The organism is Streptomyces sp. NPDC001663, assembly GCF_042893105.1.
In the GTDB taxonomy this organism is placed as follows: domain Bacteria; phylum Actinomycetota; class Actinomycetes; order Streptomycetales; family Streptomycetaceae; genus Streptomyces.
On record NZ_JBIAUR010000001.1, the window covers coordinates 918,488 to 939,962 of the forward strand.

19 protein-coding genes are annotated in these 21,475 nt (G+C 71.8%); 3 read left to right on the forward strand and 16 right to left on the reverse strand.

Features of this window, described 5'->3' with window-relative positions:
- Positions 1-51 precede the first annotated feature (51 nt).
- A complete protein-coding gene (locus tag ACFY1L_RS04305; protein ID WP_388817899.1) occupies positions 52-594 on the reverse strand; it encodes a phage holin family protein in 543 nt (180 codons plus the stop codon).
- Positions 595-781: 187 nt separating this feature from the next.
- Here ACFY1L_RS04305 and ACFY1L_RS04310 point away from each other — a divergent pair, with 187 nt between their 5' ends.
- Entirely contained in the window at positions 782-1,129 is a 348-nt protein-coding gene (locus ACFY1L_RS04310) for a VOC family protein (protein WP_388817902.1), read from the forward strand.
- Positions 1,130-1,133: 4 nt separating this feature from the next.
- On the opposite strand, the gene ACFY1L_RS04315 is transcribed toward ACFY1L_RS04310, so the two are convergent.
- On the reverse strand, positions 1,134-3,062 hold the full coding sequence (locus ACFY1L_RS04315) for a DUF5107 domain-containing protein (RefSeq protein ID WP_388817905.1): 1,929 nt from the start codon (positions 3,060-3,062) through the stop codon (positions 1,134-1,136).
- A gap of 40 nt (positions 3,063-3,102) precedes the next feature.
- Complete coding sequence (locus ACFY1L_RS04320; RefSeq protein WP_388817908.1) at positions 3,103-4,002, reverse strand: arginase family protein; 900 nt, start codon at positions 4,000-4,002, stop codon at positions 3,103-3,105.
- Positions 4,003-4,064: 62 nt separating this feature from the next.
- Here ACFY1L_RS04320 and ACFY1L_RS04325 point away from each other — a divergent pair, with 62 nt between their 5' ends.
- Positions 4,065-4,412 carry a DUF6204 family protein gene (locus ACFY1L_RS04325; RefSeq protein WP_388817911.1) on the forward strand — a complete coding sequence of 116 codons (348 nt, stop codon included), beginning with the start codon at positions 4,065-4,067 and terminating at the stop codon, positions 4,410-4,412.
- On the opposite strand, the gene ACFY1L_RS04330 is transcribed toward ACFY1L_RS04325, so the two are convergent.
- The 9 genes from ACFY1L_RS04330 to ACFY1L_RS04370 form a co-directional block, all read right to left on the reverse strand.
- The gene (locus ACFY1L_RS04330) at positions 4,390-4,947 is read right to left on the reverse strand and encodes a GNAT family N-acetyltransferase (protein ID WP_388817914.1); all 558 of its coding nucleotides are present in this window, start codon (positions 4,945-4,947) and stop codon (positions 4,390-4,392) included. The two genes, ACFY1L_RS04325 and ACFY1L_RS04330, sit on opposite strands and share 23 nt — an antisense overlap.
- 47 nt (positions 4,948-4,994) lie before the next feature.
- Positions 4,995-5,237 carry a LapA family protein gene (locus tag ACFY1L_RS04335; RefSeq protein WP_388817916.1) on the reverse strand — a complete coding sequence of 81 codons (243 nt, stop codon included), beginning with the start codon at positions 5,235-5,237 and terminating at the stop codon, positions 4,995-4,997.
- Between the two features lie 59 nt (positions 5,238-5,296).
- The gene (locus ACFY1L_RS04340) at positions 5,297-7,075 is read right to left on the reverse strand and encodes a CocE/NonD family hydrolase (protein WP_388817919.1); all 1,779 of its coding nucleotides are present in this window, start codon (positions 7,073-7,075) and stop codon (positions 5,297-5,299) included.
- A 143-nt stretch (positions 7,076-7,218) separates the two neighbouring features.
- Positions 7,219-8,142: an LD-carboxypeptidase gene (locus ACFY1L_RS04345; protein ID WP_388818935.1), complete on the reverse strand. Its 924-nt coding sequence runs from the start codon at positions 8,140-8,142 to the stop codon at positions 7,219-7,221.
- An 8-nt stretch (positions 8,143-8,150) separates the two neighbouring features.
- Complete coding sequence (locus ACFY1L_RS04350) at positions 8,151-10,103, reverse strand: S9 family peptidase (protein ID WP_388817922.1); 1,953 nt, start codon at positions 10,101-10,103, stop codon at positions 8,151-8,153.
- Positions 10,104-10,120: 17 nt separating this feature from the next.
- Positions 10,121-11,425: a M20/M25/M40 family metallo-hydrolase gene (locus ACFY1L_RS04355; protein WP_388817925.1), complete on the reverse strand. Its 1,305-nt coding sequence runs from the start codon at positions 11,423-11,425 to the stop codon at positions 10,121-10,123.
- Positions 11,418-12,251, reverse strand: a complete 834-nt coding sequence (locus tag ACFY1L_RS04360) for a M55 family metallopeptidase (protein WP_388817928.1) — start codon at positions 12,249-12,251, stop codon at positions 11,418-11,420. Before ACFY1L_RS04360 ends, ACFY1L_RS04355 begins: the two co-directional genes overlap by 8 nt.
- A gap of 50 nt (positions 12,252-12,301) precedes the next feature.
- On the reverse strand, positions 12,302-13,057 hold the full coding sequence (locus tag ACFY1L_RS04365; protein WP_388817931.1) for a dienelactone hydrolase family protein: 756 nt from the start codon (positions 13,055-13,057) through the stop codon (positions 12,302-12,304).
- Positions 13,054-13,788 (reverse strand): NADPH-dependent F420 reductase, encoded by a 735-nt coding sequence (locus tag ACFY1L_RS04370; protein WP_388817934.1) that lies wholly within the window; start codon positions 13,786-13,788, stop codon positions 13,054-13,056. The genes ACFY1L_RS04365 and ACFY1L_RS04370 overlap by 4 nt, the downstream gene beginning before the upstream one ends.
- Before the next feature lie 98 nt (positions 13,789-13,886).
- On the opposite strand from ACFY1L_RS04370, the gene ACFY1L_RS04375 reads away from it, so the two are divergent.
- A complete protein-coding gene (locus tag ACFY1L_RS04375) occupies positions 13,887-14,477 on the forward strand; it encodes a TetR family transcriptional regulator (protein ID WP_388817936.1) in 591 nt (196 codons plus the stop codon).
- On the opposite strand, the gene ACFY1L_RS04380 is transcribed toward ACFY1L_RS04375, so the two are convergent.
- From ACFY1L_RS04380 to ACFY1L_RS04395, 4 genes are all read right to left on the reverse strand, one after another.
- Complete coding sequence (locus ACFY1L_RS04380) at positions 14,469-15,410, reverse strand: SMP-30/gluconolactonase/LRE family protein (RefSeq protein ID WP_388817939.1); 942 nt, start codon at positions 15,408-15,410, stop codon at positions 14,469-14,471. The two genes, ACFY1L_RS04375 and ACFY1L_RS04380, sit on opposite strands and share 9 nt — an antisense overlap.
- A gap of 123 nt (positions 15,411-15,533) precedes the next feature.
- Positions 15,534-16,259 (reverse strand): class I SAM-dependent methyltransferase, encoded by a 726-nt coding sequence (locus ACFY1L_RS04385; RefSeq protein WP_388817942.1) that lies wholly within the window; start codon positions 16,257-16,259, stop codon positions 15,534-15,536.
- 156 nt (positions 16,260-16,415) lie between these two features.
- Positions 16,416-18,911, reverse strand: a complete 2,496-nt coding sequence (locus ACFY1L_RS04390; protein WP_388817944.1) for a SpoIIE family protein phosphatase — start codon at positions 18,909-18,911, stop codon at positions 16,416-16,418.
- A 167-nt stretch (positions 18,912-19,078) separates the two neighbouring features.
- Positions 19,079-21,475 (reverse strand): MFS transporter, encoded by a 2,397-nt coding sequence (locus ACFY1L_RS04395; RefSeq protein ID WP_388817947.1) that lies wholly within the window; start codon positions 21,473-21,475, stop codon positions 19,079-19,081.

Sequence of the window (21,475 nt, forward strand, 5' to 3'; positions counted from 1 at the left end):
GCCTCGCACCGTACGCCGGCGCGCTGCACCCCGGTCGCCGCGGGCTGCGCATCACGCCCGGTGGTGCGGCTGCTCGGGGTCGTTCTCCTCGGAGCCCGGTGCCGTCGGCCCGACTGCACCGGGTGCCGGTGCGCCCGTCCCGGGAGCCGGCACGCCCGCGGCGCCGGGTGCCACCGGCGGCATCGGCGGATAAGGCGTGCCGAGGCCGCTCGGCGGTGCGGCGGGTGCCCGGCCGCCGATGACACGGTCACCCTGGCCCGCGGCGGCCAGTTCCGCCTCGCGCTCGGGCGTGGGCCGGGTCGCGTGAGGCCGCGCCGCACTGCGCAGGGCGTAGGCGACGACGCCGAGGATCACCGCGGTGATCAGCGCGGCGGCCCAGTCGGGCAGACCGATCGCCAGGGCCAGGCCCACGGTGAGCGCGACGGCCGCGCCCGCGTAGAGGGCGACGGCGCCGGACGCGGCGTACAGCATGGCGGTACGGCGCTGCTTGCGAGTCTGTTCGCGCAGTTCGTCGCGCACGGTCTCGCGCGCCACCTGCGCCAGCTCGTCGACCAGATGCTTGTCCAGGTGCTCCAGATGATCCAGGCCTTCCATGCCCGCCGGGTACCCGTACAGGCGTACGCATAACGCGGTCCGTGACGACCGGAGGGCGGTGTGTCAGCCCATCGCCCGGGGGCGGCCGGGACAAGGACGATCCCCGGATCCCCGGATCCCCGGATCTCCAGAAACGATCGGGCGAAGTGGATCTCCTCACCCGGCCGCCCCAACTAGGCTCGTCCGCATGGACATTCTGGGAGCCACGCTGCGCATCTGCGTCGACGACCTGGAGACCGCGGTCCCCTTCTACGAACGGCTGGCGGGCGGCAGAGCCCTCCGCTTCGAACGCGGCGGCGTCCAGGTGGCCGCGGTCGGCTGCTTCCTGCTGATGAGCGGCCCCGAGGCCGAGCTGGAGGTGCTGCGCAAGGTCGCCGCGACGATCGCCGTGAAGGACGTCGAGGAGGCCCACCGGGTGCTCACCGAGCTCGGGGCCCACATCATCGCCGGCCCGGTGGCGACCCCGGTGGGCCGCAACCTGATCGCGATGCACCCGGACGGCGCGATCTACGAGTACGTGGACCGCAACCCATAGGCCCTCACGCCTCCGGCGGCCGCATGCGGAAGTCGTAGTGCGCCGGGAGCGGTTCGTCGGTCAGCCTCGACCACAGGCGGCCGACAGCCTCCGCGCCCTCCCGCAGATCGGCGACCTCGAAGCCCGCACGGAAGACGTCCAGCGCCTCCTCCCGCCGCTTCTCCGCGAGCAGCAGCCCGGCCTCGATCAGCCGGTACCGGCCGCGCGCCCGGGTCGCGGGATGCAGCCGCTCCCAGACGGCACGGGCGTGCGCCGTGCGGCCTACGGCGAGCAGCGCCTCGATCGCCTCGCGGCCCAGCGCGGCTGTGGCCGCCGTCCAGGGCGCGCCGTTGTCGCGCCGCTCGTGGCACAGGTCGTCGAAGGCCTCGGCGTACCGGTCCGCGGCCCGCTCGGGGTTGCCGCTCTCCCGGTCGGCGAGGGCGAGACAGCGCAGCAACGGCCAGAGGGACGGGGCGAGTTCGAGGGCCCGCTCCCAGCTGCGCACCGCCTGTGCCAGATCACCGGCGTGCCACTGGGCGACGCCCAGGTGGTACTCGGTGAGCGGGGTCGCGGGCGCGGTCTCCAGCATGTCCCGCCAGTGCGGGGCGACCAGTGTCTCGCCGGGCGGCCGCACGCGGCGCGGATCGGGCAGTGCCCCGGCGCGCAGCAGCTGCAGCCAGGGCTCCTGTGCCTCGCCGAGCGTGCTCTCGTCGAAGGGCGTGCCCGGCAACTTCCAGTCGGCGCGCAGCACTTCGAGCGCGCCCCAGCCGGAGCCGGTGGCCAGGATCTCGCCGGGTTCGGCGTCGGCGTGCGGCTTCCATGCGGCGTAGGCGGCGTCGACTTCGGCGCGGGGCAGCACGGCTTCGAGGCGCGCTTCCACCTCGCCGACGGCCCCCTCGGAGCTCAGCGGACCGTACGCCTCCAGCCACGACATCTCGCTCTCCGCATCCAGCCGTACGTGCTCCAGCTGGGTGCGGGCGAGTCCGGCCTGGATCTCGCAGTAGCCGCCCGTGCCGGGCTCGGTGAGCCACTGCTGCCAGCGCCGCCCGCCGGGCCCCTTGCCCCAGACGAAGAGCTTGCGTCCGCGCAGCACGTCGGTGGAGGTCTGCACCAGCCCGTGCCCGTCCTCGTCGAGGGCGGCGATCCAGCGCCGCCGCCCGTCGGGCAGGTCGTAGAAGTAGTCGGCCGCGCAAGGGAGTTGCCGGATTTCCTCGTACGAGGGTGTGGGCACCCTCTGCAGCCGTCGCTCGTACCCGAAGTGATAGGCCTCGTCCGCCGGCACGAGCACCCGGCGCTCCTCGGGTACGGCGATGTTGGACCACCAGTAGGTGGGCACCGGCCGCTCGTGCGGATTGCGGATGCGGACGGCGACGTAGAGGAAGTCGGATCCCTCCGGCAGCCAGAGGTCTATCTGGAAGGGCAGGTCGCGCAGGCGTTCCCACTCCCACAGGCGGAGCATGTCGCCGCCGTCGGGGGCGGGGACGCGGGCGGCGTGCAGTGGGGAACAGGAGAGGGTGGTGTGACCGGTGGCGCCGATGTTCCACTCGATGCCGCCGGAGAACCAGGCGCCGTTGAGGGCGAAGTTGGCGGGCTGGAACACCGGGTTGCGGTAGAGGAGTTCGCGGCCTGTGGGCTTGTGGAGGAGGGAGGCGACACGGCCGCCGAGGCCGGGGAGGACAGTGGCGCGCAGGCGGTCGTTCTCGATCACCAGGGCGTCGATGTCACGGGGCTCGCGCGACCTGTCGTACCCGTCCCGGACGCGCACGGGCAGCAGACTGCGCAGCGGCTCGTAGCCCGCCTGCCGGGCCATGTCGCGCGGCAGTTCGTCCCGATCCCGGTCCTCGATGCGGTGGACCTCGTGCAGCAGCCGCAGCGGGGGCAGTGGATTGTCCGGCCCCAACTCCGCGGCGGGCAACGTCAGTGCCTCACGTCGGATGGTCGTCACGATCACCATGGAAGCCGCTCGCCGGTGAGCTGACCAGGGGAGCTACCGGTCAGGATTCCGCAAAGGCGGACACGACGGTGTCGGTGAGCAGGGCGCCCGCCGTCCCCTCGGGGTCCAGGTCGGGGTCGTAGATGGTGACGTTGAGACCGACGCAGTGCGGCGATGCGAGCAGCGGCCGCAGCAGAGCGACGAGCTCCTCGGGCAGCAGCCCCTCCGGATCGGGACTGTCGACGGCCGGCATCACCGACGGGTCGAGGACGTCGGCGTCCAAGTGCAGCCAGAAGCCGTCCAGTTGGGGCACCTCGAAGGCCTGCGCGGTGGCCCGCGCGAGGCCATCCGCGCCCCACTCCCGCACGTCCCCGACCGTCACCACCGGGATCTTGAGCGCGGCGAGCTCGGCCCGCTCCTCCTCGAAGTAGTCCCGGATGCCGAAGTAGCGGACGTCCTCGTCCCGCAGATACGGCTTCAGCCCCTCCAGGTTCGTAAGGTCCTCCTGCCCGCGCCCGGTGGCAAGGGCGACCTCCTCCCCGCCCGCCGCGCCGATCCGGTCCGAGTTGCCGGGGTGCCGGAAGTCCGGCGAGGCGTCGAGGGAGACCAGCCCGTACCGCCCGATGCGCCGCAGCGCGAGCGAGGCACCGAGCTGAATGGAACAGTCACCACCGAGAACCACGGGGAACTCCCCGGCACGCACATGCCGCTCGATGCGATCGGCCAGCTTCCGCGTGTACGTGGCAAGGGCGGCTGCATTGAACACACCGTCCCCCTCCTGCCACTCCCCCCGGTCGTACCGCGGCGGCACCACCACCCCGCCCTCCAGCGCCCGCAACCGCTGCACGATCCGCTGCTCGCGCAGGGCCCCGGCGAGCTTGTAGCAGCCGGGCACCGTGCCGGGGGCGGGCGGCCGCAGACCCAGGTTGGAGGGAGCGTCGAGCACCACGAAATTCCGCATGCGGTTCATCCTCGTCGACGTACAGTCGGGCCTTCAACGGAAATCGACGCGGGAGCAGGCGGATGGGCGAGCAGCACACGTACCGGGTGATCGTCCGGGGCACGTGGGACGGGCTGACCGACGAGGCCCGGCAGCGGCTGCTGGCGGAGGCCTCCGATCACGGCCTGACGAGCATGCGGTTCACCGAGGAGGGCTCGCTGTCGTACGAGCCGGCGCCGCTCAAGCATTTCTCCATGCGGTACGTGGTCGTGTCGGAAGCGGCGGACGGCGAGGAGATGGCGGGTGCGCTCGCGGAGGACCGGGCGGAGACCACGCTCCGCGGCCTCGGCTACGGCTTCCGCGACCTCAAGTGCACCGTCACGGACCTCGACACGATGAAGATCAACTTCAAGCCCGCATCTCGGCGGTGATCGCCCACCGTTCGTGGTCCCGCCACGCCCCGTCGATGTAGATCATCTTCGGGGAGAAGCCCTCGAGGCGGAAGCCGCAGGCACGGGCCAGGGCGATCGACGCGGTGTTCTGGGGCTGTGCGTTGATCTCCAGGCGGTGCAGGCGCATCGGGCCGAAGGCGTGGCCGACCACCAGGTCCAGCCCTTCCCGCATCAGCCCGCGCCCGGCGGCGTGCGCGAAGGCGCCGTAGCCGAGTGCGCCGCACAGGAAGCCGCCCTGGACGATGTTGTTGATGTTGATGAACCCGGCGATGGCCCCGTCACCGAGCTCGCCGTCCTTCTCGCACACGAGGAACCCGGCCTTGGTCGGGTCCTCGATCAGCCGGCCCGCGTAGGCGGTGTACGCATCAGAACTGTCCGGCGGGAACAGCCACGGGTGGTGCAGATCCTTGCTCTCGCGCGCACGGGCGGCGAACTCGGCTCCGTCCTCGTAGGTGAAGTGACGTATGCCCACGCGAGGGCCTTCGGCGAGATACCGGGATGCGGTGTGCGGCATCCCGCCACCCTACGGCCGTTCGGCCCAGCCCTCTCGGGGATTTGAGGCTAGCCGCGTCGCCTCATGAAATACGCCCCGCACAGCGAGCCGATCAGCGCCGTGGCGAGCAGCGCCGTCCACAGCGGCATCGTGACCTCGGAGACCAGGAGGCGGATCTCGGTGGCGCGGGTGTTCTCGAAGATGAAGGTCAGGGCGAGGACGGCGAGCAGCAGTACGGCGACCCGGCCGGGCGTCACCGTCCCGCCCCGGCCGCCACTCTTCGTACCGCTCCCGGAGGTCTTCGGACTCATACGACCAGCCTGAGCCCGAAGACCTCGTCACGCGCGGTGAACCCTGCCCTCCGGGTGACTCAGCCGCCGAGCACGGGCAGCTCCAGCACCCCGGTGTCCCGGGTGGCGCTGACCACCGTCACCGGCTTGATCCCCCGGTTCCCGAAGTACGCGTCGTCGCTCGCCGCGATCACGAACTGCAGCCGGTGCCCCTTCTGGTACCGGTGCACGATCCCCGGCAGGGTCACGGTGAAGCCCTTGGTCACATCGGCCACCCGGACCGGCGCGACCAGCCGGTGCACCAGCGTCTTGCTCCCGTCGGGCGCGACGTCGTACAGCTTCGCGAAGAGGACCAGCTTGTCGGCGGCGTTGCCCGAGTTCTGCGTCCGCTGCGCCTCGGGTGAGACGACCCGTAGCGTGGCCCGCGGTGCGCCCACGAGGTCGGTGGTGCGGGCGAGCGGCGCGCTGGTCCAGCCCAGGTAGGTGCCCTTGGTGTCGTACGGCGCCGGGTCCGGCACCCCGGCGGTCTCCGCCAGCGAGTTCTCCGAGTGGCTCGTGGGGGTGAGCCCGTTGGTGTACGTACGGATGCCGCGGGCGACCTTTCTGCGGTCGTCGACGAGCTTGCCGTCGCCGGAGAGATACAGCCTCTGGCTGAGGACGGGGAGCCGGTCGGACGTGCCGTAGGTGTGCCGGGTGTCGGAGATCCAGTCGCGGTAGTAGGCGAAGGCGGGCCCGGTGTCGATGTTCCTCTTGCGCAGGTAGCGGTCGAACCAGGACAGGATCCGCCTTCCGACGTAGCTGGTCTCCAAGTTGCCCTGGCTGAGGTTGAGTTCACCGGCGGCCGGCGAGGTCATCCCACCGCTGTGCCCCCACGACTGCCAGATCATCTTGGTGGTGGTGCCCTGGGCCCTGAGCGTCTTGTACGTCGCCGTCGCCTCGTTGAGGTTGAAGAGGCTGTCGGCCTGTCCCTGCACCAGCAGCGTGGGCGCCTCCACCCGGCTCAGGTACGACGCCGGCGAGACGCTGCGGGCGTAGCCGAGCAACTCGGTGGTCGCGTCGGGCGGATAGCTGCCGGAGTTGAGCGTGCGGACGGTGTCGCAGGCCCGGGAGACGAAGTGGAGACAAGCGACGGAGTTGATCCGGGACGGGTCGAGGTTCGGCGCCGTCAGCGGCTGGCCCTCGCCGATCAGGTAGAAGCCGTTGGTCCATAGCCACTTGAAGGCGCCGGGGATGCCCCTGCCGGCGGCGGTGTTGTTCGGGGCCAGCGAGTAGGCGAGGTCGTTCCAGGTGATCAGGGGGACGAGCGCGTCGACACGGTGGTCGACGGCGGCCGTCGCCAGCTGGATGGCCCCTCCGTAGGAGCCGCCGACCATGCCGACCCGAGGGTCGCCGGGGCCGTCGAGGGTGACGAAGTCGGCCATGGTGCCGTTGTCGGCGGCCCGCTTGCCGCCGAGGAAGTCGATCAGCCGGGAGGCGGCCTCGCCGTCGATGCGCGGGTCGTCGAGCGAGATCAGACAGCCGGACGCGCCGAAGCCGAGCCCGGAGTAGATCAGGGACACATAGCCGCGCGCGGCGAAGGCCTTGCCGATGGCGTCGGTCGAGCCGTCGGACTTGCTGCCGCCGAAGCCGTTGGTGGAGATCACGGCCGGTGCGGGATGCGCCCGGTCCACGCCCGCGGGGCGGTAGAGGTCGGCGTCGACCGTGCAGGTCCGGCCACCCGCCTGGACGGTGAACTTCAGCGCGGAGACGGTGTACTGGCCGACCGTGCTCGCGGGAGCGGAGAGTGTGAGGGGGGCGGTTAGCGCGGCGCCTAGGGCGAGAGCGAGCGGCGCTCGGGATCTGGGCACACGTCGGGACACGGAGACCTCCACACTCGTAGCACACACTCGGAGCAGCCTTGCTTACCGGCCAGTAATACCGGCCGGTGACATGGTGTGACACGTGTCAGAGGAGGTCAATCGCCCGGACGAGTGTTTCTTGACAGGAATTCAGTTAGGGCGATTCAGCGGAGGGCGGGCTCGTCGAGCGTCAACGTGCCCGCGTCGGCGTCGAGTTCCGCCATGACGCCGAAGGGCACGGTCGACGCCTCCGCGCAGTGGCCAAAACCGAACTCCTCGACGACGGGCACGCCGAGGCCGCCCAGCCGGTCGACGAAGACCGCGCGCAACGCGTCGTACGGCCCGCATCCGGCCCACGAACCGAGCACGACCCCGCCGACGCCGTCGAGCCATCCGGCGCGCAGCAGCTGGGTGAGCATCCTGTCGATGCGGTACGGCTGCTCGCCGACGTCCTCGATCAGCAGCAGTCCGTCCCGGGCGCCGGGCAGGGCGTGCGGCGTACCGAGATCGGAGGCCAGCAGGCTCAGACAGCCGCCCAGCGTGACTCCGCGGGCCCGGCCCGGGACGAGGGTGGTGCCGGCGGAGGTGAGGGTGCGCACGGACTCCGGGGCGAAGAGCGTGGCCCGCAACTGCTCCTGCGCCCGTGCGCTCTTGATGAAGTCGACGCCCGCGGCGGCCGGTCCGTACAGCGTGACCAGGCCCAGCCGGGTGGCGAACGCCTGGTGCAGCACCGTGACGTCGCTGAAGCCGACGAACACCTTCGGCCCGGCGGCGCGCATCGCCTCCCAGTCGAGCAGGTCGACCATCCGCTGCGCCCCGTACCCGCCCCGCGCGCACAGCACCGCGGCCACCGACGGATCGCACCACGCGCGTTGGAGGTCGGCCGCCCGGTCCGCGTCCGTGCCCGCCAGGTAGTCCAACTCGCCGTGTCTGCCGAGCACATGGGGTGCCACCACCGGGTCGAGGTCCCAGCCGCGGAGCACGTCGAGCCCGGCCTGCAGCCGTTCCTCGGGCACCGGACCGCTGGGGGCCACGACGGCGACACGGGCGCCGGGGGTGAGTCGGGACGGTCGCAGGAGTTCGTTCACGTGCTCTCTCACTTGGACAGTTCCAGGGTCGGGATGCCGCGCGGGTTCAGCCCGAAGACCTGGGCGTAGAGGGAGAGTTCGGACTCCAGGACGCGGATCATGGTCTCCGCGCGCCGGAATCCGTGCCCCTCCCCCTCGAAGGCGATGTACGCGTGCGGCACGCGCCGCCCCTCCATGCGCTCCAGGAACCGTTCGCACTGGGCGGGCGGGCAGATCACGTCATCCAGGCCCTGCAGCAGCAGGAAGGGCGCGGTGATGCGGTCGGCGTGCTCGGCGGGCGAGCGCTCCGCGTACCGTCCGGGCACTTCGGCGAGCGGCCCGACCAGCGTCTCCAGGTACTGCGACTCGAAGTCGTGGGTCTCCCCCGAGCCCCAGCCGGCGAGGTCGAGAATGGGGTAGATGATCGTGCCGCAGGCGTAGACGTCGGTGGCGGCGAGCGAGGCGGCCGTGGTCCAGCCGCCCGCGCTGCCGCCGCGGATGGCGAGCCGGTCGCGGTCGGCGGTGCCCTCGTCGGCGAGGGCGAGCGCGACGGCCGCGCAGTCCTCGACGTCGACCACGCCCCACTGCTCGCGCAGCCGGTCCCGGTACTCGCGCCCGTACCCGGTCGAGCCCCCGTAGTTGACCTCGGCGACACCGATGCCCCGGGAGGTGAAGTAGGCGATCTCCAGGTCGAGCACGAGGGGCGCCCGGCCGGTGGGTCCCCCGTGCACCCAGACGACGTACGGCGGCAGCTCGTCGCCCGGCGGCACACAGCGGGGGTTGTGCGGCGGGTAGATGTGCGCGTGGATGTCACGTCCGGCGGGGCCGGTGAAGGTGCGGATCTGGGGCTCGGGGTAGTGCGCGGGATCGACCGAGTCGTCGTGCTCGGCGCCGATCACGCGGGCCCGGCCGGTGCGGCTGTCGAGCTCGACGACCTCGTGGGCGCTGCGCGGGCTGGCTCCGACGGCGACGACCCGCTCGCCGTGCACCGCGAGCGCGGGCCCGAACTCGGTCCAGGGACCGGCCGCGTCGACGACCTCGCCGGTCTCGGGGTCCAGGATCCCGAGACCGGCGGCGCCGCGGCCGTGCACCACGGCGATCAGACCGCTGTCCAGCGGGGCGAACCAGCGCTGCCCGAGCTTCCACAGCGGCCCGGCGAACTCCTCCTCGCGCGGGCACAGCGGTACGCCGTCGCGGTAGAGGTTCCACCAGCCGGTGCGGTCGCTCGCGTGGAGGAGGGAGCCGTCGGAGGCCCAGTCCGCCTGGGCGATCGACTCGTCCGGGCCGCCCGCGACCGTGCGCGCCTGCCTCAGGGTGCCGTCCTCGGCGACCCCGGCGAGGACCAGTTCCGTGCCGTCCCACGGCATCCGCGGGTGGTCCCAGGCGAGCCAGACCGCGCTGCACCCGTCGGGTGAGACACGGGGGCCGGTGACGAACCGGTGCCGGTCGTCGGTGAGTTCGCGGACGGCGTCCCGGTCCTGGGCGGCCGAGCCGTCCAGCGGCACCGCGGCCAGGACCCGGCGCACATCGGTGGGCCCGTCGCCGGTGAACTCCTCGAGCACGCACCAGACTTCACCGCGGTCGAGCAGCAACTGCGGGTCCGCCCAGCGCAGTCCGCCGCCGACGAGGGAGACGGGGGTGAGGGGCTGCGGGTCGCTCCCCGGTTCGTAGCGGTAGAGCCGCTGGTCGGCGAAGTTCACGAAGACGACCAGCGGCTGACCCTCGACCAGGGCGCCGGCCCAGGGCTGTCCGCCGTACTCGATGACACGGCTGCGGACGTTCCACGGTGCGGGCAGCACCGACTCCTCGCGGCCGTCGGTGCGGCGTCGCACCAGGGTGCGTCTGCCGCCCTCGGCGGGCCGGGGCTCGGTCCACCAGGCCTCGTCGCCGACGAAGCCGACGTACTCGGGGTGCCCGTCGTGCGCGGCGGCGAGCGCCGCGTCGATGGGCGAGGGCCAGGAACCGTACGGCAGGGTCTGCACGTTCTCCCCCAACTTGCCTAGGCGGTCCGCAGAAAGCGGTCCAGGACGCGGACTCCGAAGTGGAGCGCCTCGACCGGGACGCGCTCGTCGACCCCGTGGAAGAGGGCCTGGTAGTCGAAGCCCTCCGGGAGCTTCAGCGGCGCGAAGCCGTAGCCGGTGATGCCGAGCCGCGAGAACTGCTTGGCGTCCGTGCCGCCCGACATGCAGTACGGCACCACATGTCCCTCGGGTGCGAACTCCTCGACGGCGGCCCGCATTTTCGCGTACGTCGGCGAGTCCACCGGCGCCTGGAGGGCAACCTCGCGGTGGTGGTACTCCCACTCCACGTCGGGTCCGGTGAGCCGGTCGAGGGTCGTGCGGAACTCGTCCTCGCCGCCCGGGAGACAGCGCCCGTCGACGTACGCGACGGCCTCCCCCGGAATCACGTTGATCTTGTAACCGGCGTCCAGCATGGTCGGGTTGGCGCTGTTGCGCACGGTCGCGTCGACCAGCTTGGCGGCCGGACCGAGCTTCTCCAGCAGCCGGTCCACGTCGTGCAGATCGGTCTCGATGCCGTAGAGCGCGGCGAGTTCGGTGAGCGCGGCGCGGACCGTCGGGGTCAGCCGCAGCGGCCACTCGTACTCGCCGATCCGCGTGATCGCCGCGGCGAGACGCGTGACCGCGTTCTCCCGGTTGACCTTGGAGCCGTGCCCGGCCCGCCCACGCGCGGTGAGCTTCAGCCAGCCGGTACCGCGCTCACCCGCCGCGATGGGGTAGAGCTGCCGCCCGCCCCCGTCATGAAAGGTGAAGGCACCCGACTCGCTGATGCCCTCGGTGCACCCCTCGAACAGCGCCCCGTGCTCATCGGCGAGAAATCCGGACCCGTCCTCGGCGCTGGCCTCCTCGTCCGCGGTGAACGCGATCACGACGTCCCGCCGGGGCCGCACCCCCTCCCGCGCCCAACTGCGCACGACGGCAAGGATCATCGCGTCCATGTTCTTCATGTCGACGGCGCCCCGCCCCCAGACGACCCCGTCGCGAATCTCCCCGGAGAAGGGATGCACGCTCCAGTCGTCGGCCTGGGCGGGCACGACATCCAGATGACCGTGCACGAGCAGCGCGTCGGCCGACGGATCGGTGCCCTCGATCCGGGCGACGACATTCGTACGCCCCGGGGTGCGTTCCAGCAGCACGGGCTCCAGGCCCGCCCCGGCCAGCTGCTCGGCCGCGTACTCGGCGGCGGGCCGCTCCTGACAGTCCCCGCCCCCGCGGTTGGTGGTGTCGATGCGGATGAGGTCGGAGGTGAACCGGACGACCTCGTCGAGTGCCTGCTCGTCAGCCATACTGCTCCTCCACGGCGGCCGAGACGATCGTGGTGACCGCCTTGAAGGTACGGATCCCCTCGTACATCGTCTCGCTGGTGTACGCCACCTTCCGCTCACCGATGCGGTCCACGCCGGGCACGACGGTGGCGGCCATGGCGAGATGCTCGGCGTCGAACTCGAGCGCCACGGTGAACGGCCCTGCGTGGAGCGGTTCCTGACGGACCGCCAGCCGGGCGGCCTCCTTGGCCGCGGCCCGGATGTCGGCGGCGGTCCTGGCCGGCGTACGGCACACGGCCGCGTACCGCGAGACATGGTCCTTGACCGCGACCTTCAGCGCCTCGGGCGCATACCCGAGGGCGTCCTCGCACGCCACGTCGTCACCGGTCACAAGGACGACGGGTACCCCGTACTCGGCGACGACGCGCGCGTTGAGCAGCCCCTCGCTCGCCCGTACGTCGTTCAGCCACACCCCGGTGATGGAGTTGGCGAGGTACGTGTGCGCGAGCACCCCCTCCATCCCCGCGCCGGCGTGATACCCGACGAAGGCGATCCCGTCCACGTCACCGTGTTGCACGCCCTCCACCATGGACAGGGACTTGTGCCGCCCGGTGAGCATCTGCGTCCGCTCGTCGAGCCGCTCGAGCAGCAGGTTGCGCATGGTCCAGTGGGCCTCGTTGACGAGCACCTCGTCGGCACCGCCGTCGAAGAACCCCAGCACGGCGGCGTTGACGTCCGAGGTGAACATCGAGCGGCACCGCTCCCACTGCGGCGTCCCGGGCAGCACATCGGCCGGCCAGGTCACTCCCGTGGCACCCTCCATGTCGGCGCTGATCAGGATCTTCATGGTGCGTCACGTTACGCGCCGCAGGGGGAACGGGCCAGGAAGCGAAGAAGTCAGAGCGCGCGGCCGAACAGGTCCAGCACCGCCGTCCAGTGGCGTTCCGTGGCCTCCGCGCTGTACATCGCCGTGTCGGCCTGCGTGAAGCCGTGGTGGGCACCTGCGTAGACCTCGGCCCGATGCCGGACGCCGGCCGCGGTCAGCGCCTTGTCCAGGCGGTCGATCTGTTCCGCGGGGTTGGTGGCGTCCTGGTCCGCGTGGCCGAAATAGAGCTCGGCCGTGATGCGGTCGGCGAGCAGGTGGGGGCTGTCCAGGGCGTCGGTGGCGAGGTACGCGCCGTGGAAGCCGGCCGCGGCGGCGACCCGGTCGGGGTAGGCGCCGGCGGTGCGCAGGGTCAGGCCTGCGCCCATGCAGTAGCCGGTGATGCCCGCCGGACCGTCGGTCGTCAGCGGGGAGGCGGCCAGCCAGTCCAGGTATGCGGCGGCGTCCCGCATGGCCGCCTCGGAGGTGAGGGTGCGCGCGTGCGGGCCCAACTGCTGGATGATCTCCGGGCGTTCGGCGGGGTTGATGAACCCCGGGAGCTCGACGAGGGGTGCCCGGCCGGAGCGGTAGAAGACGTTGGGGACCAACACCGTGTAACCGGCCCCGGCGAGCCGGTCGGCCATCGACTTCAGGTGCGGGCGCAGACCGAAGGCGTCCATGTAGAGCAGCACGGCGGGGTGTGCGGCGTTGTCGTCGGGGTGGGCGAGGTAGGCGTCTGCGATTCCGTCGGGGGTGGTGATGTCGACGGGGGTGCCCTGTACGGCGGTCATCGGGTCGTCTCTCGGTTCTCTCGGGTCGCGGCGTCGGTCAGTTCCTTCACACGGGCGGCGGGAACCGGCACGCCCGGCGTCTCGAAGAACCAGCGGTGTCCCTCCTCCTGGCTCAGCCCTTCCGGCCGCTCCGCCATGTACGGCTGTACGTAGACCGGGGTGTCCGGCTGGCTCCGCCAGCTGTCGGCGAGCGTGCCGATGTCCACCGCGTCGTAGCCGAGGACGTCCAGCAGCTCGGTCACCTGCGCCTTGGCGGTCGCGTCGTCGCCCGCGATCGGCAGGGCGCTGCGGTCGGGGGCACCGGCCGGGCGGGCGCTGGTGAACAGGCGGCGGAAGTCGATGTTGTTGAACGCCTTGACCACACGGGCGTCGGACAGCCGCCGCTGCACCAGGGCGCTGGAGGTCAGCTCACCCGAGTCCAGCTCGGCGATGCGGCCGTCGCGATCCGGGTAGTAATTCATCGTGTCGATCACCGTCTTGCCCGCCAGGTCGGCCGCGGGCAGCCGGTCGTAGGCGTGCAGCGGGACCGTGGCGACCACCAGGTCACCGGCGTGCGCGGCCTCGGCGGGCGTGGCGGCGCGCGCCCGGTCGCCGAGTTCCGTGACGAGGTCGGCGAGGGTCTCGGGTCCGCGGGAGTTGCTCACCACCACGTCCAGGCCGACGGCCACCGCGAGGCGGGCCAGCGCGCTGCCGATCATGCCGCTGCCGATGATCCCGAGGGTTTTGGTCACTGTGGCGCACCTCCGCGTCGTATGTGAAACTGAGTGTCACGCTAGCCACTGAGTTTCGACACTGCAAGCCAGGGTCGGCCGGACGTTAGGATCGGGGCGTGACCGGAGCAGCGCGTACGAACACGAGGGACATCGCCAGGGCCGCCGTAAGGGCCGAACTCGCCCAGGTGGCCTTCGAGTTGTTCCGTCGCGAGGGCTTCGACAAGGTCACCCTCGACGACCTCGCGGCGGCCGCGGGGGTGTCCCGCAGCACCTTCCTGCGCTACTTCGGCACCAAGGAGGACGCCGTCCTCGGCGCCCTCGACGGGCATGACCGGCGGGTCGCCGACGCGTTGCGCGCCCGCCCGGCCGGCGAGGACGAGTGGACGGCGCTGCGGCGCGCCCTGGACACGGTGATCGAGCGGTACCACGTGGATCCGGCCGGGTCCCTGGAGACGACCCGGCTGGTCCGCGACACCCCGGCGCTGTGCGCCCGGCACCTGGAGAAGCAGTACAGCTGGCGCCCGGCCCTGACCGAGGCCCTCGCCGAACGCGCCGGCGCCGACCGCCCGACCCTCGCCCAGTCGGTCCGCGCGGCCGCCGCCCTGGACTGCCTCAACGTCGCCCTGGACCACTGGCTGGCCTCCGACGGCGACCTGAACCTGGTCGGCCTGCTGGACGAGGCCTTCGCGTCGCTGGCGTCAGAGTGAGACGGCGACCGCGTTGAACGTCGTCTCCGGCGTCTGCGGGCTGGTGAAGCGGGCGTTGACCAGGTACAGGCGGTCGCGGAACTGCGCGGCCGTCGTGGGGACGTCGAGGCGCGGGTCGGTGATCGTGCGGCGCAGGGTGGCCGTGGTGACCTTCGCGTCGAGGTCGAACACGCTGATCAGGTTCAGACGGTTCTGTACGACGTAGAGCGTGCGGCCTGTGCGCCACAGGCCGTCGCCGTTGACCACGGTGTCCGTGCCGACCAGGGCCATCTCGGTGGCGTACCCGGTCTTGAGGCTGACGTTGTAGAGCTTGCCGGGTGTGCTGCTGACGACGATCAGGCCGCGGCCGTCGGGAGTGGAGACGATGCCGTTGGCGCTGTTGACGTCGGGCGTCTGCACCCAGTCGCCGGTCAGCGGCAGGGTACGCACCTCGCCGTCACGGCCGCGCGGCACGCCGTACAGGGCGGCTGCGCGCGAGTCGGTGAACCAGGCGCGGTCGCCGAGCAGGGTGACGTCGTTGATGAAGTGACCGGTCGCCTCGGTGAGTTGGAACGTGGTCAGGACCTCGCCGGTGCGGGAGTCGTGGACCCGGGCGACTCCGGTGCTGCCCGCGACGTAGAGCAGGCCGTCGCGGTCCAGCTTCAGGCCGACGGCCACCTGGCCGGTCGCGCCCGCGTAGAGCACCTTGCCCTCGCCGGTGCGCAGGTCGGTGCGGTAGATGCCGCCGTTGGCGCGCGAGCCCATGTAGGCGTACGGCTTGCTGCCGATGGTGATGCCCTCGGGCAGCCAGCCGTCGGGGAGCGGGAACTCGGTGGGCCACGTGGTACTCGAGGTCGCGTTCGCGGTACCGGCGCCGGCCGTCACCGCGAGGGCGGCCAGCGCGGCACCACCCAGCACCGTGCGTCGGGTCGGACGGGGATGGGTCGGGGTCATGAGCGGGGGCCTCCATGGCATCGGTTTCGTTGACAACTGCTGCAACAACTACGCTGACAATTCGGCGAGTTGACAACGAACCAGCGCCACCGAGGGTTCCCTGAACCCCGACTGCCGCCCCTGTCACACCGTGCGCCCCACCACCAGCCACTTCGACGGCAGCTCGATACGCGTGCCGTCCGGCGTGAACTCCGTGGTGGTGAGCGGGAGTTCGCCGCTCGCCAGGACGGTGAGGCCGGCCGCGCGCAGATACTCGGGCACGGCGTCGTCGGCCACCTCACCGGGCGCGATGCCGTGCCGGAAGATCGGTGCGAGCTTGGGCGGCGGCCCCGCGGGGCTCTGCGCCAGGCCCATCAGGACGGGCTTGGCGGCCTCGGAGAGTTCCACGAGGAAGGCGCGGCCGCGGTCGCCGACGAGCGTGGCGATCCCGTCCACCATGGGCTGCCGGTCGTCGGGTTCGACCTGGTGGAGCACGCCGCGCATGTAGACGTTGGCGTCGCCGAGTTCGGCGTGCAGCGTCTCCGTCTCGCCCTTCTCGACGGCGTCCAGCACGCGGTACGTCGCCTGTCCGGCGGGGTCGGCGTGCCGGGCGTGGTCGAGCGCGGCGGCGGACAGGTCGGCGCCGACGACGTGCGGGAAGCGGTCGGCGAGGAAACGGGTCTGGGTGCCGTTGCCGCAGCCGAGGTCCACCATCGCCAGGCCCGGGTCGGCGAGATGCGGCTCGAACAGGGCAAGGTGGATGCCGACGGTCAGGACCGGCTCCGCGTCCCAGAACACGGCCCCCTGTTCCTCGGGGGCCTCACGCCAGAAGCCCTCCCAGGCTTCCCGGTACCGACTCGTCACGCTCATGACCGACTCCCCAGGGTGCGACACCGGCCCGTCTCCGGTGACGGGCCAGTACGGTCTATCGCGCACCGGTTACGGCCACAAGCGCGTCGCGCATACCTTCACGCCGCATTCGATACGCGTACGCCCCCATGCGCCTCTCGCGCCCCTGACGTACGGTCAGCGGCGCGGCAGGGTCAGCTCGAACCAGACGGTCTTGCCGGCCTTCGTACGGCTCGTGCCCCACTCCCGGGCGAGCGTGCTCACCACGCGAAGACCGCGCCCGAACTCGTCGGCCGGCCCGGCGCTGCACAGGGTCGGCAGCTCGTGGTCGTCGTCGTCCACCTCGCACAACAGGGTGTCCCCGCGGATGAGGCGCAGTTCGACGGGCCGGCTGTGCGAGTGCCGTACGGCGTTCGTGACGAGTTCGCTGACCAACAGCTCGGCGTTGTGGGCGAGTTTCGCGAGCCCCCAGCCGTGGAGCTGTTCGCCGACGACGGCACGCGCGCGGCCGACCTCGATCGGGTCGAGGGCGAAGCGCCACTCGGCGACGTCGTCCGCCTCGATGCCGTTGAGGCGGGCCATCAGCAGGGCCACGTCGTCCTTGCGGCCGCCGCGGGTGTTGAGGGCACGGATGATCGTGTCGCAGGCGTCGTCCATGGAGGCGGCCGGGTGGGCCGCGGACTCGCAGAGCGTGGCCAGGCCCACGTCGATGTGCTCGCCGCGCACCTCGACGAGGCCGTCGGTGCACATCACGATCCGGTCGCCGGGCTCCACGCGCACGCGTACCGCCTCGAAGGGCACCCCGCCGACGCCGATGGGCGCGCCCGTGGGCAGGTCGAGCAGTTCGCTGCGGCCGTCCTCGGCGCGGACCAGCACGGGCGGGATGTGGCCCGCGTTGGCGATGTGCACCTCGCTCGCGATCGGGTCGTAGACGGCGTACAGACAGGTCGCGAGGTAGGTGTCGCCGAGGCGCTGGGCGAGGTCGTCGAGGTTGCGCAGCAGCTGGGCGGGCGGCAGGTCCAGGGCCGCCATGGTCTGTACGGCCGTACGCAACTGGCCCATCATGGCGGCCGAGTTGAGGCCGTGGCCCATGACGTCGCCGACGACGAGGGCGGTGCGGGCGCCGGGCAGTTTGACGGAGTCGAACCAGTCGCCGCCGACGCGTCCCAGGAGAGTGCCGGGCAGATAGCGGGTGGCGATGTCGCAGCCCGCCATGTGCGGCGGGATGTGCGGCAGCATGCTGTCCTGGAGGGTCTCGGCGACGCTCTCCTGGTAGGTGTACATGCGCGCGTTGTCGAGCACGAGGCCCGCGCGGGCGGCGAGTTCGGCGCCGGTGACGCGGTCCATGTCGTTGAAGAGGGGCCGCTCCGGGTGGCGCAGCAGGATCATGAACCCGAGCACCACGTTCCGGGCCTTGAGCGGTACGACCAGCATGGAGCGGTGGGTGATCAGCGGCCGGATGTCCCGCTTCTCGAACTGGGAGGCGATGGCGTGGCCCATCTCCTCGCTGATGCGCGGCACCAGGACGGGCTGGCCGCTGGTCATGCACTGGAAGAACGGCGTGTGCGCCGGGAACGGCATGGCCTCGCCGACCGGCACGACGTCGTCCCAGCGGCCGGGTTCGTCGGTGTGCTCGACGGCGACCCGGTGCCACATGGTGGTCGTGTCCGGCACGCCGTCGGGGAATCCCTCGCCGGCGACGACCTGTTCGCGCAGATAGGTGCCGGCGACGTCGGTGAAGCGCGGGACGACGGCCTTGCTGACCTCGATGATGGTCTGCGCCAGGTCCAGCGAGGTGCCGATGCGGCCGCTGACCTCGTTCAGGAACTCCAGGTGCTCGCGTACTGCGGCGTACTCCAGGTCCTCGGCCTCGTCGGCGAGTTCCTGCGGCACCGGCAGCCCTTGGGCCGCCGCCCGGGCGGCCCGCTCGCGGCGTGCCTTGCGCTCGGCGCGCCGGGGCACGCCCCAGTCGGGGGTGACGGGCACCCGGTCGTTCTGGCTGAACTCCAGGACGGGATAGCCCAGTTCGAGGACCTGCGAGACGATGCGGGCGCTCTCGTCGACGCTCATGCTGGGCAGGATCTCGGGCAGCCTCCGGGCCAGTTCCTCGGCGCCGGGGAAGTCGGTGTGCAGGGCGAAGCCGGGGGCGATCCGCTCGAACGCCAGGTCGCCGTCGAGACCGTCGGGTTCGTCCTGGCGCATGCCCGCGGTGTCGGCGGCGAGGACGAGCAGCCGCTCGTGCCCGGGGCCCACCAGGGGGTACGCCCACCACAGCACGTCGATACGGCCGTCATCGTGGTCGTGCTCGGGGACGGTCAGGCGGGCGCGGCCCGCGGCCGGGTAGGAGAGCCTGCCGTCGAGGGAGGATTCGAGGTCGGGGCCGAGTCCGTCGTACGTCCCGTAGGCCCCGTACGGTGTGGTCTCCTCGTCGTCGGGCAGGGCGCCGGAGACGGGCAGCAGGTCGACGGCCGAGCACCCTAACGCGTCCTCCTTGGGGACGCCGAACAGGCGGCGTGCGCCGGTGCTCCAGTGGGACACGAGGCCGTCGCGGTCCACGACGACCACGGCCAGCGGGATACGGCCGGCCGTGGCAGGGTCGGCCACCGCGCCGTTCCCGGCTCCCCGGCCCGCAGGCGCGTCCCTCTCGGTGCCACGGTCGGTGCCATTTTCCATGGCCCAGGCCCTCTCTCCCCACGGCTCCGCAAGATCTGTGGCCGCCTACTCCACCGTACGGCTCCGGCCGGTGGTGATGTGCGGCAATGCGGGAATTGATGCGGCGGCGGAGCCTCCGCGCGCGGGGCGCGCGCCGGTGGTGACCCGACCGCGCGTGCCTCAACTGCTCAGTCCTCGTGCCCGAGTTGCAGGTCGCGTTCGGTGCGTCCGCCGCCCGCCACCTGGAGCACTGTGGCGACCGGCGGATAACCGGCGGCGATGACGGTGTACTCGCCGGAGGACAGGTCGACGAACCGGAACGTTCCGTCGAGCCCGGTGGTGAGCGAGTCGACGACGTTGCCCGCCGCGTCGAGCAGCGTCACGCGCGCGTCCTCGACCAGCCGTCCGCCGCTCGCCCGTACGGTGCCGCGCAGTACGGCGCCGCCGGCGAGTTCGATGTCCTGGCGGGTGTCCCGGGCGGCCTGGACGGTGACGGGGAGCGCGGCCGGGCGGAACGCGGGCGCGCCGGCGGCGAGGGTGTACTCGCCGGCCACCAACTCGGTGATGACGTAGCCGCCCTCGCGTCCGCTGCGGGTGGTGGCGACGACCTCGCCGTGCACGTTGGTGAGCGTGACGGTGGCGTCCCGCACGGGGGTGCCGTCCGCGGTGAGCACGCTGCCGCACAGACGTCCGGCGCCGCCGAGGACGACGTCCAGCTCGACGGGGCGCTCGCCGACGGTGACGGAGACGGCCTGCGGCTGGTGGCCGCCCGCGGCGGCGATCAGGATGTACGCCCCGGAGCCGGGCGTGGCCAGCGCGTACCGCCCGTCCTCGCCGCTCGCGCCGCGCCCGATCTGCTGTCCGGCCACGTCGATGAGGGTGAGCGCCGCGCGCGGGACGACGGTGCCGTCGGGGTGCTGCACCGTGCCGCAGACCGGGATTCCGGCGGCATACGGCGAACGGGCCTGAGGGACCTGGGCGTTGAGGGTCGCGGGTTCCGTTTCGGCGGTGTTGTGGGACACCAGTGGTTTCTCCTTGAGGAAGAACGCGATGAGCAGGCCGAGGGCGAGCACCGGCACGAGGTAGAGGAAGATCCGGGGCATCGCGTCGGCGTACGCCCGGATGTAGCCGTCACGCAGCGGCGCGGGCAGCGCGTGGACGAGCTGCGGAGTGATCGACTCCGGGTCGGGGAGCCGGGCACCCGCGCGCGTGGGGAGCCGTTTCGCGAGGGCGTCGGCGAGCCGGTCGGCAAAGAGGGTCCCGAAGATCGCGGCGCCGACACTGCCGCCGATCTGCCGGAAGTAATTGTTGGCACTGGTGGCGGTGCCGAGGTCGGCGGGGCGCACGGAGTTCTGCACGGCGAGGATCAGGACCGGCATCACCATGCCGATCCCGGCGCCCAGGACCGCCATCCAGATGCTGTACTGCAGCCGCGGCGTGTCGACCTCGAGGCGGGACAGCAGCCACATGCCGACGACAGACACGGCGCTGCCGAGGACGGGGTAGATCTTGTAGCGCCCGGTGTGGCTGATGAGTTGGCCCGAGACGATCGACGCCCCGACGATGCCCCCCATCATCGGCAGCATCAACAGGCCGGACTCGGTGGCGCTCGCCCCGTCGACCATCTGCAGGAAGGTCGGCAGGTAGCTGGCGGCACCGAACAGGGCGACGCCGATCACGAGTCCCACCAGGCTGGTGACGTTGAAGACGGAGTCCCTGAACAGCCGCAGCGGGATGAGGGGTTCGGCGGCGAAGTGCTCGGTGACGACGAAGAGCACGGCGGCGGCCGCTGCTCCGGCGCCGAGACCGAGGATGACGCGCGAGTCCCACGCGTATTCGGTGCCGCCCCAACTGGTCAGCAGCACAAGGCAGGTGGAGGCGGCGGCCAGCAGCAGGGCGCCCAGGACGTCGAACCGGGGCTTGACCTGTGGTTTCGGGAGTTTCAGTACGACGGTGACGACGGCCAGGGTGACGAGGCCGAAGGGGACGTTGAAGTAGAAGCACCACCGCCAGGAGAGGTGATCCGTGAAGTAGCCGCCCAGCAGAGGTCCGGCGACGGAGGCGAGGCCGAAGGCGGCGCCGATCAGGCCCATGAAGCGGCCGCGCTGCCGGGGCGGCACGATGTCGGCGATGATCGCCTGCACGCCGATCATGAGCCCGCCCGCGCCGACGCCCTGGACCGCGCGGAAGGCAATCAGCTGGTCCATGGAGTGCGCGCGGCCCGCGAGGGCGGAGCCGATCACGAAGACGACGATGGCGAACTGGAAGACGCCCTTGCGGCCGAGCAGGTCGCCGAGCTTGCCGTAGACCGGAAGTCCCACCGTGGCCGTCAGCAGATAGGCGGTGATCGCCCAGGACATCTTGTCCAGGCCGTGCAGCTCGCCGACGATCTTCGGGAGCGCGGTGGCGACGATCATCTGTTCCAGGGCGGCCAGCAACAGCGCCAGCATCAACCCCAGAAACACCAACCGCACCCGACGCGGGCTCAGTTCGGCCGGCCCGGCGGGTGCGGCAGTGGGTTCCTGCGGGGGCGCCGCGGCCGCCTCGCCCCGCAGTTCGTCCTGCACCAGCGTGGTCCCGCCCAC

Coding starts and splice junctions, on each gene's coding strand:
- ACFY1L_RS04335 (WP_388817916.1), bottom strand. CDS start 5,237: ATGAGTCCGAAGACCTCCGGGAGCGGTACGAAGAGTGGCGGCCGGGGC.
- ACFY1L_RS04305 (WP_388817899.1), bottom strand. CDS start 594: ATGGAAGGCCTGGATCATCTGGAGCACCTGGACAAGCATCTGGTCGAC.
- ACFY1L_RS04355 (WP_388817925.1), bottom strand. CDS start 11,425: ATGGCTGACGAGCAGGCACTCGACGAGGTCGTCCGGTTCACCTCCGAC.
- ACFY1L_RS04330 (WP_388817914.1), bottom strand. CDS start 4,947: ATGCCGCACACCGCATCCCGGTATCTCGCCGAAGGCCCTCGCGTGGGC.
- ACFY1L_RS04325 (WP_388817911.1), top strand. CDS start 4,065: ATGGGCGAGCAGCACACGTACCGGGTGATCGTCCGGGGCACGTGGGAC.
- ACFY1L_RS04390 (WP_388817944.1), bottom strand. CDS start 18,911: ATGGAAAATGGCACCGACCGTGGCACCGAGAGGGACGCGCCTGCGGGC.
- ACFY1L_RS04320 (WP_388817908.1), bottom strand. CDS start 4,002: ATGCGGAATTTCGTGGTGCTCGACGCTCCCTCCAACCTGGGTCTGCGG.
- ACFY1L_RS04385 (WP_388817942.1), bottom strand. CDS start 16,259: ATGAGCGTGACGAGTCGGTACCGGGAAGCCTGGGAGGGCTTCTGGCGT.
- ACFY1L_RS04315 (WP_388817905.1), bottom strand. CDS start 3,062: ATGGTGATCGTGACGACCATCCGACGTGAGGCACTGACGTTGCCCGCC.
- ACFY1L_RS04380 (WP_388817939.1), bottom strand. CDS start 15,410: ATGACCCCGACCCATCCCCGTCCGACCCGACGCACGGTGCTGGGTGGT.
- ACFY1L_RS04360 (WP_388817928.1), bottom strand. CDS start 12,251: ATGAAGATCCTGATCAGCGCCGACATGGAGGGTGCCACGGGAGTGACC.
- ACFY1L_RS04310 (WP_388817902.1), top strand. CDS start 782: ATGGACATTCTGGGAGCCACGCTGCGCATCTGCGTCGACGACCTGGAG.
- ACFY1L_RS04365 (WP_388817931.1), bottom strand. CDS start 13,057: ATGACCGCCGTACAGGGCACCCCCGTCGACATCACCACCCCCGACGGA.